The organism is Nocardioides bruguierae, assembly GCF_023554635.1.
GTDB lineage: Bacteria > Actinomycetota > Actinomycetes > Propionibacteriales > Nocardioidaceae > Nocardioides > Nocardioides bruguierae.
Map to the genome: position 1 here is coordinate 1 of NZ_JAMJPH010000010.1, position 14,048 is coordinate 14,048.

Annotated in this window: 11 protein-coding genes; 3 read left to right on the forward strand and 8 right to left on the reverse strand. The window is 73.6% G+C overall.

All coding sequences use genetic code 11. The features are described 5' to 3' along the window. The first annotated feature begins 212 nt into the window (after positions 1 to 212). Positions 213 to 509: a GIY-YIG nuclease family protein gene (locus tag M8316_RS06540; protein ID WP_250053068.1), complete on the forward strand. Its 297-nt coding sequence runs from the start codon at positions 213 to 215 to the stop codon at positions 507 to 509. A gap of 410 nt (positions 510 to 919) precedes the next feature. Here M8316_RS06540 and M8316_RS06545 read toward each other — a convergent pair whose 3' ends face one another. The 7 genes from M8316_RS06545 to M8316_RS06575 all read right to left on the reverse strand — a co-directional run bounded on the left by M8316_RS06545 (position 920) and on the right by M8316_RS06575 (position 9,149). Beyond that, positions 920 to 1,888, reverse strand: a complete 969-nt coding sequence (locus tag M8316_RS06545) for an aldo/keto reductase (RefSeq protein ID WP_250053070.1) — start codon at positions 1,886 to 1,888, stop codon at positions 920 to 922. Between the two features lie 185 nt (positions 1,889 to 2,073). Beyond that, complete coding sequence (locus M8316_RS06550; RefSeq protein ID WP_250053071.1) at positions 2,074 to 3,408, reverse strand: NtaA/DmoA family FMN-dependent monooxygenase; 1,335 nt, start codon at positions 3,406 to 3,408, stop codon at positions 2,074 to 2,076. Between the two features lie 87 nt (positions 3,409 to 3,495). Beyond that, on the reverse strand, positions 3,496 to 4,272 hold the full coding sequence (locus M8316_RS06555) for an ABC transporter ATP-binding protein (protein ID WP_250053072.1): 777 nt from the start codon (positions 4,270 to 4,272) through the stop codon (positions 3,496 to 3,498). Beyond that, entirely contained in the window at positions 4,269 to 5,132 is an 864-nt protein-coding gene (locus M8316_RS06560) for an ABC transporter ATP-binding protein (RefSeq protein WP_250053073.1), read from the reverse strand. The genes M8316_RS06555 and M8316_RS06560 overlap by 4 nt, the downstream gene beginning before the upstream one ends. Before the next feature lie 91 nt (positions 5,133 to 5,223). Next, positions 5,224 to 6,861 carry an ABC transporter substrate-binding protein gene (locus M8316_RS06565; protein WP_250053074.1) on the reverse strand — a complete coding sequence of 546 codons (1,638 nt, stop codon included), beginning with the start codon at positions 6,859 to 6,861 and terminating at the stop codon, positions 5,224 to 5,226. Positions 6,862 to 7,081: 220 nt separating this feature from the next. Then, positions 7,082 to 8,008, reverse strand: coding sequence for an ABC transporter permease (locus M8316_RS06570; RefSeq protein WP_250053075.1), 927 nt, complete (start codon positions 8,006 to 8,008; stop codon positions 7,082 to 7,084). A 1-nt stretch (position 8,009) separates the two neighbouring features. Continuing rightward, positions 8,010 to 9,149 carry an ABC transporter permease gene (locus tag M8316_RS06575; protein ID WP_250053077.1) on the reverse strand — a complete coding sequence of 380 codons (1,140 nt, stop codon included), beginning with the start codon at positions 9,147 to 9,149 and terminating at the stop codon, positions 8,010 to 8,012. A 326-nt stretch (positions 9,150 to 9,475) separates the two neighbouring features. Here M8316_RS06575 and M8316_RS06580 point away from each other — a divergent pair, with 326 nt between their 5' ends. Both M8316_RS06580 and M8316_RS06585 read left to right on the forward strand, forming a co-directional pair. Next, positions 9,476 to 10,249: a GntR family transcriptional regulator gene (locus M8316_RS06580; RefSeq protein ID WP_250053078.1), complete on the forward strand. Its 774-nt coding sequence runs from the start codon at positions 9,476 to 9,478 to the stop codon at positions 10,247 to 10,249. Between the two features lie 46 nt (positions 10,250 to 10,295). Then, entirely contained in the window at positions 10,296 to 12,626 is a 2,331-nt protein-coding gene (locus M8316_RS06585; protein ID WP_250053079.1) for an FUSC family protein, read from the forward strand. 54 nt (positions 12,627 to 12,680) lie between these two features. On the opposite strand, the gene M8316_RS21005 is transcribed toward M8316_RS06585, so the two are convergent. Then, positions 12,681 to 13,820 (reverse strand): App1 family protein phosphatidate phosphatase, encoded by a 1,140-nt coding sequence (locus M8316_RS21005; protein ID WP_250053080.1) that lies wholly within the window; start codon positions 13,818 to 13,820, stop codon positions 12,681 to 12,683. Between the last annotated feature and the right edge of the window lie 228 nt (positions 13,821 to 14,048).

The following is a 14,048-nucleotide window of genomic DNA, read 5'->3' on the forward strand; positions in this document are numbered from 1 at the left end:
GGGGGGGGGCCGGGGGGGGGGGGGGGGGGGGGCGGGCGCGGCGCCCGCCCCCCCCCCCCCCCCCCCGACCGGGGGGGGCGTTCGGGGGTCGTGGTGCGAGGCCGTCCACGGCCGAGCCACGAGACCCCCGCACCTGACCGCCGGCCTCCACCGTTCTCCACAGGCACCGGCTGCTGGCGTGTGCGGGGTCGAGGACGGGCAAGGCTCCGCCCATGGCCTGGACCTACATCCTCCGCTGCGCCGACGGCTCCTACTACGTCGGCAGCACCATCGACCTCGACCGTCGTCTCTGGGAGCACGACCAGGGTCTCGCCAGTGCGTACACCCGCAGGCGTGGCCGTCGTCCTGTCCAGCTCGCCTGGGCAGCGGAGTTCGCCCGCGTGGACGAGGCATTCGCCTTCGAGAAGCGGCTGCAGGGGTGGGGCCGAGCCAAGCGTGAGGCACTGATCGCCGGCCGCACGGACCTGCTGCCCGGTCTTGCCCGCAGGCGCGGCGGAGCGGGGCGGTGATCGGTGCGGGCGTCTCGTGGCTCGTCGCTGGGGCTCCTCGCACCTCGACGACCGGGGGGGGGCGTTCGGTGGTCGAGGTGAGAGGCCGTCCACGGCCGAGCCACGAGACCCGTGCACGTGGTGGTGGCGCTCGCCATGGTCGGGTGCGGGCGTCTCGTGGCTCGTCGCCGGGGCTCCTCGCACCTCGACGACCGGTGGTCGTCGGGGCTCCTCGCACCTCGACGACCGGGGGGGGCGTTCGGTGGTCGAGGTGAGAGGCCGTCCACGGCCGAGCCACGAGACCCGTGCACGTGGTGGTGGCGCTCGCCATGGTCGGGTGCGGGCGTCTCGTGGCTCGTCGCTGGCGCTCCTCGCACCTCGACGACCGGTGGTCGCCGGGGCTCCTCGCGCCTCGACGACGGGGGCGGGCGTCAGAAGCCGGTGGGGAGGCGGGGGGTGTAGGAGGCCTCGAGCAGGGCGACCTCGTCGTCGGAGAGGTCGATGTCGAGGGCGGCGACCGCGTCGGTGAGGTGGTGGGGCTTGGTGGCCCCCACGATCGGTGCGTCCACGACGGGGTTGCGCAGCACCCACGCGAGCGCGACCTGCGCCATCGGCACGCCCCGCTCGGCGGCCACCTTCTCGACGGCGTTGACGGTGCCCTCGTCGGAGGCCGGGTCGACGACGCCCTCGAACAGGTCCGAGGAGGAGCGGGCGGTCTGCTGGCCCCAGGGCCGGGTGACGCGTCCGCGGGCCAGGGGCGACCAGGGGAGCGAGCCCATGCCGGTGTCGGCGAGGTAGCCGAACATCTCCCGTTCCTCCTCGCGCATGAGCAGGGAGTACTGGTCCTGCATGGTCACGAACGGGGTCCAGCCGCCGAGCAGGGCGGCGGTCTGGAGCTTGGCCAGCTGCCAGGTCCACATGGAGGAGGCGCCGAGGTAGCGGACCTTGCCGGCCTTCACGACGTCGTGGAGGGCCTCCATCGTCTCCTCGACCGGGGTCAGGGGGTCGAAGCGGTGGATCTGGTAGAGGTCGACGTAGTCGGTGCCGAGCCGGGTGAGCGAGGCGTCCACCTGCTCCATCACGGCCCGCCGCGACAGGCCGGACCCGCCCGGGCCGTCGCCCACGGGCAGGCACAGCTTGGTCGCCAGGACGACGTCCTCGCGCCGCGTGTACCGGCGCACCGCGCGGCCGACGATCTCCTCCGAGGAGCCGAGGTTGTAGCTGTTGGCGGTGTCCCAGAACGTCATGCCGAGCTCGAGCGCCTGGGTGAACAGCGGCGCCGCCGCGTCCTCGTCGAGCACCCACGGGTGCCCGCCGCGGGAGGAGTCGCCGACGCTCATGCAGCCGAGGGCGAGGCGGGGGATGCGGAGGCCGGTCGAGCCGAGCCGGGTGTGGTCCACGAGGGCGCCTTCCAGGAAGGGAGAGGGGGAGGGAGCAACGGGAGGGGGAGAGGCGGAGGAACGGCGGACGCGGGGGGGGGGGGGGGGGGGGCCCCGGGGGGGGGGGGGCGGGGGCGCCCCCCCCCCGGGGGGGCGGCCCCCCCCCCGGGGGGGGGCCCCCCCCCGCGCCGGTGACGGGCGAGCCGTCAGAACTGCAGCAGGTTGTCCCGCAGGGAGCCGCCGGTGTACTCCTCGCGGATCAGGCCGCGGCGGCGCAGGGCCGGGCCGAGGCCGTCGGCCACCTTCGCGATGTTGTGGCGGGTGGTCGGCAGGTACATGAGGAAGCCGTCGCCACCGACGCCGTCCATGAACTCGCCCATCTTGGCGGCCACGGTGTCGGGGGAGCCGACGAAGCCGAGGTCGTTGATCTGGAACGAGTCGGCGACGACCTCGCGCAGGGTGCGGCCCTCCTGGTTCTCGAAGAGCTTCTCGATGGAGGTGTACTCACCGTTCTGCTTCGAGAGGTCGATGTCCTCGACCTTGGTGTCCGGGTCGATCGCGCCGAAGTCGATGCGGCCGCCGGAGGTGTAGGACATGTTCCACAGGTTGTACTCGACGCCCTTGTCGGAGGCCATGTACGCCTTGTACTTCGCCGCCGCCTCGAGGGCGTGCTCGTCGGTGTCCTCGATGGTGGGGGAGACGATGAAGAAGATCTTGAAGTCGTCGGGGTTGCGGCCGTTGGCGGCGACGCGGGCCCGCATGTCCTCACGCAGGGCCTTGGCGGACTCCGGCGTCTTGGCCAGGGCGATCATCGTGTCGTCGTACATGGCGGCCAGGGTGCGGCCGGCCTCGGAGGAGCCGGCCGAGCAGATCGGCACCTTGCCCTGCGGGCCGGGGATCGTGTTCAGCGGGCCGCGGCTGCGGAAGAACTTGCCCACGTGGTCGATCGGCTTGACCTTGGTGTGGTCGGCGTACACGCCGCCGTCGGCGTCGGCCACGACGGCACCGGGCAGCCAGGAGCCCTGGAGCTGCTGGACGACGTCCACCCACTCCATCGCCATCTCGTAGCGCTCGTCGTGGGCGAGGTGCTCCTCGTAGCCGTAGTTCTGGGCCACGCGGTCGGTCACCGAGGTCACGACGTTCATGCCGACCCGACCCTCGGTGAGGTGGTCGAGCGTGACGCCGAGGCGGGCGGCCAGGTACGGCGGGTACTGGATGGTCGAGAACGTCGGGATGATGCCGATGTTCTTGGACGCCGCGGTCATCAGCGGCACCAGCGGCATCGGGTCGTTCTTCGGCGCCATGAAGCCGCGGCGCAGGGAGGTGTCGGCGGAGCCCTGGTAGGAGTCCTCCACCATCGCGGTGTCCTCGATGAGGATGTAGTCGAAGCCGGCGCGGTCCAGGCCCCGGGCGAGGTCCTGGTAGAGGTCGGGCTTCGTCCAGTCGGTGATGTTGGTGCCGGTCCAGGGGCCGTCGCCGTTGGTCTGCGACCAGGCCTGGATGCCGAAGCCGTTGCCGAGGAACCATCCGAGGTGGAACATGATGCTGCGTTTCCTTTCGTGGGGTGAAGCTCAGGGGAGTGGCTGGTGGGCGGCGGGTGCCGCCGTGAGGGGATGAGCGGGAAGGACTCAGACCGCGTCGGCGTCGGAGAACGCGTAGGCGGCGACGAGGCTGCGGGTGTAGGGGTCCTGGGGGTGCTCGAGCACCTGGTCCGTGGGGCCGGTCTCGGCGACCACGCCGTGGTAGAGCACGACGAGCCGCTCGGTGATGAACGCCGTGGCGGGCAGGCCGTGGGAGATGAAGACGAGGCCGGCGCCGTGCTCGCGGCAGTACCGCTTGAGCAGGTTCAGCACCGTGCCCTGCACGGAGACGTCGAGCGCGGAGACGACCTCGTCGGCCACGACCAGCTCGGGCCGCACGACGAGCGCCCGGGCGATCGCCATGCGCTGGCGCTGGCCGCCGGAGAGCTGGTCCGGGCGGCGGTCGAGGAGCGCGAGGGGGATCTCGAGCTCGGTCGCGACCTGCTCCATCGCGGCGCGGGCGCCGGCGGTGTCGTGCCCACCGAGCAGGCGGGCCGGCACCATGATCGAGTCGCCCACCGAGTGCCGCGGGTCGAACGTGGAGCTGGTGTCCTGCGCGACGAGCTGCACGCGGCGGCGGTAGCCGAGCCGGCCGGAGCGGGTGGAGAGCACGGAGCGCAGCTCGCGGCCGTCGACGAGGACGCTGCCCTCCTCCGGGTGCTCCAGGCCGAGCAGGAGCCGGCCGAGGGTGGACTTGCCGGAGCCGGACTCGCCGACCAGCCCGAGCCGGTCGCCGGGGTGGACGGTGAGGTCGACGCCGGCCAGGGCGGTGGCGCGTCCGTAGCGCTTGACCGCGCCCTCGACCGCGAGGTGCACGCCGCTCATGCCGCGTCCCCCTCGGTGCCCATGACCGAGGCCAGGGTGGGCAGCTCCTCCAGCTTCGCCGAGGCGAGCGTGGGCACGCAGGCGACGAGCCCGCGGGTGTAGGGGTGCTGGGCCCGGTCGAGGTCGCTCGCGGCGATCGTCTCGACGATCTCGCCGTGGTACATCACGACGACGACGTCGGCGAAGTGCCGGCACAGCTCGATGTCGTGGGTGATCACGAGGACGGCGGCGTCCTCCCGCTCGGCCATGGAGACGATGAGCCGCATCGCGGTCACCGCCAGGCTGGCGTCGAGGGCGGAGGTCGGCTCGTCGGCGATCAGCAGGGACGGCTTGGAGGCCAGCGCGATCGCCATCATCACGCGCTGGCGCATGCCGCCGGAGAGCTGGTGGGGGTAGACGTCCATGACGCGCTCGGGGTCGGTGATGCCGACCTCGTCGAGCCAGCCGAGGGCGGCCCGGTGGGCCTCCTTGCGGCTGCGCCCGGGCTTGAGGACGGCGAGCAGCTGGCTGCCGACCGTCCAGACGGGGTCCAGGGAGCGCATGGCGTCCTGGAAGATCATCGACAGCCCCGGCGTCCGGGTGGGGATGGGCTGCGCGGACGAGCGGTCCAGGGCGGTGCCCTGGAGCTCGAGCCGGTCGGCGGTGATCGTGGCGGCGGCGGGCTGGAAGCCGGCGACGGCGTTGCCCAGGCTGGTCTTGCCGGAGCCGGACTCGCCGACGATGGCGACGCGCTGGCCGGGGTGGATGTCGAGGTCGGCGCCGGTGACGGCGGCGACGTCGCCGTAGCGGACGTCGAGGTTGCGCACCGACAGCACGGGCTGGGTGCCCTGCGCGGGGTGCGAGGTGGTGGTGCTCGGCATGGGTGTCCTCCCGCCGGGGGTGGGGCCCGCGGGGCCGGTGGTGGACCGGCCCCGCGGGCTGTGATCAGACGCCTGGATCAGGCGGCGTGCGTCAGCCGACCGACAGGTTCGAGTAGTCGATGACGTTGTCGGAGCGGAACGCGTAGCCGTCGACGTCCGTGGCGAAGGCGTTGAGCGGCTGGACGTAGTTCATCCAGATGGTCGGCACCTGGTCGCGCATGATCTGCTCGGCCTCGTTCCAGTACTCGCCGGACGCGTCGGAGAGCGGGTCGCCGCCGTTGTTGCCGGCGTCGAGGGCGTCGTAGAAGTCCTGGTCCTCCCAGTTCGGCCAGTTGATCGGCGAGCCGGCGGTGTAGAAGAGGCCGAGGACGTACGGCGGGGACTGGACGATCGCGTAGTCGCGACCCATGGAGGCCTGGAAGGTCTTGGCCGACAGGCCCTCCTGGAAGGTGGCGTAGTTGACCTCGTCGATGGTGACGTCGAAGCCGGCGTCGGCGGCCGCGGTCTGGATCTGGGTCGCGACCTCCTCCAGGTCGGGGTAGGAGTTGTTGACCGTCAGCGTGAACTCGACCGGGTCGGTGTAGCCGGCGTCCTCGAGCATCGACTTCGCGAGCTCGGGGTCGTAGGTGTAGGGCGAGAGGCCCTCGTCGGAGTAGCCCGGGGCGCTGGAGCCGAGGATGCCGGAGAGCTCCGAGGCGCGACCGCGGTAGACGTCGTTGATGATGTCGTCGTAGGGGATCGCGTGGGTGAGCGCCTGACGCACGGTGACGTCGTCGAAGGGCTCCATGGTGGTGGTCAGCGGCATGTACACGAACGCGTTGGAGTCGACCGTGTAGATGTTGGCCTCGTCGCTGTCGGCGAGGTCGACCTGGTCGGCCGGGCGCAGCTGGGTGGCGATGTCGACGTCGCCGGAGGCGAGCAGGTTGGCGCGCTGGCCGGCGTCGGAGACGACCCGCTGCACGATGCGCTTCACGCTCGGGGCGCCCAGGACGAAGTCCTCGTTGGCCTCGTAGACGATCTGCTCACCGGGGGTGTAGTCGGCGACGCTGTAGGCGCCGAAGCCGAAGTTGGGGTGGGTGTTGGACCACTCGACGGCGTACGGGTCGTCGTCGGTGACGTGCTTCTTCAGCTCGGTGCTGTCGTAGATCGTGTAGGGGATGTTCGCCAGCAGCGAGAGCAGCGTGAAGCCGTAGGACTTCTTCTCCACGGTGAACGCGACGGTCTCGTCGTCGATGGCCTTCACCTGGGTGTCGGGGTCGGTGAACATCGGCGCGGAGATGAAGGCGTTGATGCTGGTGTCGGTCTTGAACCGGCGCTGCATCGTGAAGACGACGTCCTCCGAGGTGAGGGTGTTGCCGTTCACGCTGACCGCGTCGGGGTCGAGGTGGAACGTGTAGGTGAGCCCGTCCTTGCTGACGTCGTAGCTCTCCGCGAGCATCGGCTCGAAGTTGTAGTAGTCCTGCTGCTGGGCGGTGCCGTCCTCGTTGTCCACGTACGGGTTGCGGATGAGGGTGGCGCCGGTGTTCTCGAAGAACTCGGCGGTCTCGTAGCCGGTCGGGGAGATCTCGTAGGCAAAACCGGCGGGCTGCGACGCCGTCGCGATGACGAGGGTGTCGGAGTCGGAGGCGGCGCTGTCCGACCCCGAGCTGCCGCCGGAGCAGGCGGCCAGGGCCAGGAGCGACCCGGCGGCGAGGAGGACTCCGAGGCGAGTCCTGGTGCGGTTCTTCATGAGCAGGGGAGCTCCGTTCGTTTCCGTGGCACGCGGAGGGTGCGTGTGGGCGGTTTCCGAGAGAGAGGACGGCGCCGTTGCCGGTGGTGCGGGTGGTGGTGCTGGTGGGTGGTGCTGGTGGGTGGTGCGCCCGAGCGCAGGGCGCACCGGCCCGGCCGACGTCCCTGGTGGGAGCCGGGAGCTGGGTGGTGAGACGGGGCGGAGAGAGGCGGCCGGGGCGTCAGCCCTTGTCGCGGTCGAAGGCGGAGATGAGCGTGGAGGCCGACCAGACGGCGTAGCCGAGGGCGAGCGAGGGGAAGAGGACGCCCCACCAGCGGCCGACGGCGGCGTCGGGGGCGCCGGTGGCGAGCATCGAGCCCCACTCGGCGGTGGGCACCGGCACGCCGACGCCGAGGAAGCCGAGGGCGGCGCAGAAGATGATCGCCATGCCGAAGATCGCCGAGGTGTTCTCGATGACCGGCAGCAGCGAGTTCGGCAGCACCCGGCGCACCAGGATGCGCAGCTCGGACTCGCCGGAGAGACGCCCGGCGTCGAGGTAGCCGGCGTGCTTGACCACGCCGACCTCGGTGCGCATGAGGCGGGCCGAGAACGGCACCAGGACGACGGCCAGGGCCAGCGAGATCACCAGCGAGTTGCGGCCGAAGAACGAGACCACGACCAGCCCGGCGATCATCACCGGGATCGCCTGCACCAGGTCGATGAGCCGGCCGAGCAGGCGGGCCGCCCAGCCGAGCGGCCCCCGGTGGGAGTCGTACATGCCGGCCACGAGGCCGATAGCGATCGCCAGGACGGTGGTCAGGGCGGTGACCGCGATGGCGATGGTGACGTCGAGCCGGAACGCGGCCAGCACGCGGGAGAGCACGTCCATGCCGTTGGCGTCGGTGCCGAACCAGAACTCCCCGTCGGGGGCGCTGGAGCTGGGGCCGACGACCCGCTCGGGGTCCATCGGCGCGAGCCACGGGCCGAGCACGGCGAGCACGACCAGGATCGCGAAGGGCAGCAGCCGCAGCCAGAAGCCCACCCGCCGGTGGCGGGGCTTCGTGGCCGAGGCGCGGGGCGCCTTGCGGGCGCCGGCGGGGGAGCCGGTGCCGAGGGCGGCCTCGGGGGCGGTGGCGGCGCTGTCGGGCGTGGGTGCGGTGGCGGTCATCTCAGGCGGCCTTTCCGGTGCGGCGGCGCGGGTCGAGCAGGGCGATGACGATCTCGACGACCAGGTAGATCGCCAGGCACAGGGCGGCGGCGACCAGCAGGAACGAGCGCAGCGCGAAGATGTCGGAGTTGTTCACCGCGTCCACGGCGTACTGGCCGAGGCCGCCGAGGCCGAAGAGCGCCTCGAGGACGACGGCGCCGCCCAGGAAGAGGCCGAACATCATGCCGAGCATCGCCACGGCCTGGGGCAGCGCCCGGCGGTAGATGCTGAGCAGGACGACGCGGCGGGGTGCGCCGGCGGCGATGCGGAACCGCGTCGAGGGGTCGTCGATCGCGCCCTGGAGGCCGAGCACCAGCGACTTCATCAGGATCGGCGTGTGGGCGACCACCATGACGATCACCGGCAGCACCAGGTGGGAGACGTAGGACGAGGCGGCGGCGGTGTCGCCGGCGATCAGGGCGTCCAGCACCGGGAAGCCGGTGACGTCGTCGGGGGCGATGAGCAGCGGGTCCAGCCGGCCCGAGGGCGCGGGGGCCCAGCCGAGCACCGCGTAGAAGACGAAGAGGAAGGCGATGCCGAGCACGTACTCGGGCAGCGCGCCGGCGGAGCGGGCGTAGGCGCTCAGCACGCGGCTGACGGGGTTGCCCGGGTGGGTCACCACGAAGTGGGAGAGCAGCACGGTGACGATGCAGGCGAAGAAGAGGCCGGTGGTGATGAGCTCGAGCGTGGCGGGGATGCGGGTGGCGAAGTCCTCGATCACCGGCCGGCCGCTGGCGATGGACTCGCCGAGGTCGAGGTGGGCGAGCTGGCCCAGGTAGGTGAGGAACTGGTCCCACACCGAGCCGTCGAGCCCGTAGGAGGCGCGGGCGGCCTCCAGCGCGTCGCCCTGGAGGCGGCCGCCGGTGGCGGTGACCACCGGGTCGCCGGGGATCAGCTGCACGAGCAGGAAGGAGATGACGACGAACGCCAGCATGTTGCCCACGGCGGTGGCCACGGGCCGGACGAGCCAGCGCAGCGACGGCGCCGAGCGCCGCCGGGGTGCGGTGCTCTCGGCGTCGGTGCCGGCGTCGGTGCCGGCGTCGGTGGCCCCGGCGTCGGGGTCCGCCGGGGCGGCCTCCACGACGTGGTCGGTGGTGCTCACGGCGTCCTCCTGGTGAGTGGTGGGGAGCGAGCGGGGGATGGAGCGGGGAGCGGTGCGGCGGCCGTCCCGACGCTGGAGCGGCGACCGAGACGCAACTGTGCGCAGCCCAGATTTCGCCGCGGGTACCGCAGCGGTTAAACGGCCTTTGCGCATCTACCCGCCATCAAGATCGACGCATCCGTGCAGGTCAGGGGGGGTGCCTCACGGATCACGCCGATTCGGGGCTGCGGCGTTGTCCTCGCTGTCACATACTTTTCGTGCCCGTCCACGTCAGTGTCGCCGTGCCGGTGTGTCCCTCGTCTCCGCCCTGAGAGGAACCTCCCCCCGTGCCCGGACACCCTCGTGCCACCGGCGGCTCCGCCCGCGGTCGCCAGCCCTCCGCCCGCCGCGTGCTCGACCTGCTCAACGCCTCGATCCGCGACGGCGTCATCTCGCCCGACCGCCCGCTCGCGGAGGAGGACCTGATGCGCGTCTTCGGCTCCTCGCGCGCCGCCGTGCGCTCCGCCCTCGGCCAGCTCGCCGCCTCCGGCATGGTCGAGCGCCGTCCGCGGGTCGGCACCTGGCTCAACCGCGGCTGGACCGAGCTGGCGCTCACCGACTTCCAGGACGACGCCGGCGAGATCGAGCTCCAGATCACCGAGCAGGGTCGGGTCGCGACGTCGCCGCTGCTGCGCGAGCGGCTCCAGACCGACGACGAGGTGGTCCGCATGGTCGAGAACACCTGGTCGGCCGACGGCGACCTCCTCGGCATGCGCACCGCCTACTTCCGCACCTCCTACTCGATCGACCCCGCCGTGTGGGTGACCGAGCCGGTGCGGATGGTCGACGTGCTCTCCGGCTTCTTCCACGTCACCGTGGGCCGGGGCATCGTGAGCATCGGTGCGGACGTGGCCGACGACCGCACCGCCCGGCTGCTGAGGGTGCAGCCCGGCACGGCGCTGATCAACCGCGACATCACCTACTACGACGCCGAGGACCAGCCGGTGCAGACGGTCTTCGACCGCTTCCGCGCCGACCGGGTCCGCCTCGTCCACGAGCTCGAGCGGACGTGCGTCGACGACGACCGGGGCCTCGAGGCGCAGGAGAGCCTCGGCGCCTGAGCCCCGCCCGCCCCGGTGGGGTGATCGACGGTGGTTGGATCGACCCGTGCCCACCCTGTCCCGCCGTCTCGCCGAGGCGCTGCCGGACGCGGTGCGGCGCTTCCTGCTGGAGGCCCGCGACCGCGCCCGGGTGAGCGACCCGGGCGCGGGCCGGCTGCGGCAGGGGCTCTCGGCCGCCGTCTGCGTGGGTGGGTCGATCCCGCTCCAGATGGGCGTCTCCGGCCTGCTCGGCCACGACGCGGCCACCGGCCTGGCCACGGTCATGCTGGGCGCGATCACCGCGATGCTCGGCTCCAACGCCCTGTTCGGGAGCAGCCGCGGGTACGCCTGGCGGACGGCGGCGTGGTTCCCGGTCGCGGCCGGCCTCGGCGTCGGCCTGGCCAGCGTGCTGGGCGACCGGCTCACCCAGGGCCTCGGCTTCGCCGTCGTCCTGTTCCTCGCCGTGTGGGTGCGCCGCTTCGGCGGACCCTGGTTCTTCTACGGCTTCCTCGGCTGGATGGGCTTCTTCGCGGGCACCTTCCTCCAGGTCTCCCCGCCCCAGCTGCCGGCGCTGCTGCTGGCCGCCGTCGTCAGCGCCGCGTGGGTGGCCACGGTGACCTCGACGCTGCTGCACGCCGACCCGCGGCGGGTGCTGCACGCGACGCTCGGCGCCTTCTTCGCGGGCGGACGCGCCGTGGCCCGCGAGGCCGCGGACCTGCTCGAGGTGCCGCCCGACAGCCCCGGCCGAGCGACCCGCGCCGAACGAGCCCTCGGCGCCCGGGTCGCGGCACTGGGGGAGTCCGCCCTGCTCGTGGAGGCGTGGTCGCAGGAGCCGCGGGCCGTGCCCGAGGGCTGGTCGGCCGCCGCGCTGCGCCGGCGCACGCTGGAAGCCCAGCAGGCCGCCGAGCGCTGCGCGTCCGCCGCCGAGGAGCTGGCCCGGCTGCGGGCCGAGGGCGTGCGCGGGCAGGAGCGGCTGCGGGTCGACGTCGCGCTGGTCGACGAGGCCCGCCGCGCGCTGGACCACCTCGCCGCCCGCCGGGACCGGGCGGCCGAGGTGGCCGCGGACCGGCTGGTGCGCCGCGCCGCCGAGATCGACGGGTCGCCCGGCCTGACCGGCGGCTGGCAGGCCCGGCACCTGGCCCACGGCCTGCGCGAGCTGCTGCGCTTCGACCACGCGGCCGACGAGCCGCCCGAGGTCGACCCCGGCGAGGTCGAGTTCGAGGCCGCCACCAGCCTCGTCTTCGGCGGCCTGCCCGGCAGCCCTGCCGTCGCCCGCGACGTGCAGGTGCGGGGCAGCCGGCTCAACCCGCTGACCCGGGTCTCCATGACCACCCGGCAGGCGGTGCAGATGGTGCTGGCCGGGGTGCTGGCGCTGCTGCTGGGCTCCCTGCTCTCGCCGACGCGGTACTACTGGGCCGTCGTCGCCACGTTCATCACGGTCACCGGCACCGGCAGCCGCACCGAGACCTTCGTCAAGGGCCTGGGCCGCGTCGTCGGCACGCTGCTCGGCATCGCCGTCGCCATCGTGCTCGCCCACGCCACCGCCGGCAGCACGCCGCTGGTGCTCACCGTGATCCTGGTGAGCATCTTCCTGGCGATGTACTTCGTGAAGGTCTCTCAGGCCGCTACCGCGTTCTTCATCACCCTCGTGCTCGGCGAGCTCTACACGGTGCTCGGCTCCTTCAGCGACGACCTGCTCGCGCTGCGCCTGGGCGAGACCCTCGTGGGGGCGCTGACCGGCGCCGTCGTCGCGCTCGTCATCGCGCCCCTCTCCACCCGCGACACGGTGCGTGCCGCCCGCGACGAGCTGTACGAGGCCATGGCCACCCTGCTCGACGGCGTCGCCACCTACACGCGCGCCCTCGAGCCGGAGCGCCCGCGCCGACGGGAGCGGCCGTCGTCGGGCACGAGCACGGGCGCCGGTGGGGGCTCCGGCGCGGACGGCGGGGGGCGGGTCGACCTCGACGCGCTGGCCCGCGCGGTCGACGACAAGGCGCGCCGGGTGGCGCTCGTGGCCCGGCCCCTGGTGCGCACCCTGCCGATCGGCGCCAGCAGCCGCGGCACCCGCCGCCGCCTCGGTCTGTACGCCGCCGCCACCAGCCAGTGCCGGGCGCTGGCCCTCAGCCTCCAGGCGCGGCCCCCGGCCCACCCCTCCGCCACCGCGGCCGCCGCCGAGGCGATCGCGCAGGGCCTGCGCGCCCTCACGGCTGCCGGCGTGGGGCAGCGGGCGCCGCAGGCCGAGGAGCCGCTGAGCCGCGGCGGGCTGGTGCTGTTCGCCGGCCCGCACGCCGACCGCGACGACGACCCCGTCGTGCGGCACCTGCACCACCTCACCGCCACGCTGGGCGAGCTCGCCGGCGTCGGGCGCACCTCCGGCTGGCGCCGGTCCTGGAACTAGCGCGAGACCAGCGCCGGAACCAGCGCTCCCCGGTGCGCCGGTGCCGAGGAGCGGCTAGGCCCGCCCGCCCCGCAGGCGCCGCAGCCGCGGCAGCTCGGGCAGCCGGCGCCGCAGCACGTCCCCGTCCGCGCCGTGGACGACGGGGACGCCGACCGCCCGCGCCGCGGCCGTCGCCCGACGCCGGGCGTGCACGTGGCCCGGGAGGGAGCGGGTCGCGGCCTCCGTGGCCGGCAGGTCGCGCAGCAGCACGCCCGCGACCCGGTCGGGGTGCTCGACGGCGAGGTCGGCGTAGGTCTCCGGGTCGTGCTGGCCGTCGTCGCCGACCAGCAGCCAGGTGAGGTGGGGCAGGTCGCTCAGCAGGCGTCGCAGCTCGCCGCGCTTGTGGGCCACCCCGCTGCGGAACCAGCGCCCGGCCGTCGGCCCCCAGTCGGTGAGCAGCATCGGGCCCGCGGGGTAGCCGTGCCGCCGCAGGAACCGCTCGATCGCCGGCGCCACGTTCCAGGCGCCGGTGGAGAGGTAGACGCAGAACGCCTCGCCGGTGCCGGTCTCCTCGCCGAGCACCTCCTCGTAGAGCCGGGACATCCCCGGCACGGGCCGGCGGGAGTCCTCGCGGGAGAGGAACGCGTTGCGCAGCGCCTGGAGCCGGCGGGGGAGCACCGTGACGATCACCGTGTCGTCGAGGTCGGAGACGAGGCCGAGACGGGCGTCGGCGGCGACCACGTGCAGCGTGGCCGAGACCGGGGGCCGGCCGGGCACCGAGAAGGAGACCTCGGTGGGCCCGGGCGGCAGCGGCACGTCGAGGCGCGCGTCCACGTAGCCCTCGCGGTTCGTGCGCAGCAGCACGGTGCGCCCGCCGACGTCCACCGTGACCTCGGTGTCGGAGACGGACTGCACGGTGAAGCGGCGCCAGCCCCGGGGCGCGGGCTCCTCGGCGGAGCGGGCGGGCTCGCGGTCGCCCTCCTCCGGCGGGGGCGCGAGCAGCACTCGGGCGAACACCCGTACCCACGCGCCCTCCAGGCCGTAGCCCGGCGCGGGCAGCACCCGCTCGGTCCAGCCGCGCCCGCGCAGCGCCCTGCCGAGCACCGCGTCGACGGCGTCCTCGGCACGGGCGGGCCACCCCAGCGGGGTCGGCCGGTCGTCGGCGGCGGGCCCGGGGCCGGGCTCCTCGGAGGGGGTCGGAGCAGGGGGTGTCACGCCCGCATCGTCGCAGCCGTGGCGGGTCGCGACCACCCGCCCCTCCGGGCGGGGTCCGGGTCGCGTCGCCTGCCCCTGTGCGGAGCATCGGGAGCCGTCGTGCGGGCCTGAACCGACGGCCCGACGGAGCCGTGGCGGGCCCTGCAGGGGCCTCGCGGTCGTCCTCGGGGTGGTGCGAGACGTCCGGGACGGCGGCCTAGACTGAGAGGAGCACCACCGAAATCCAGG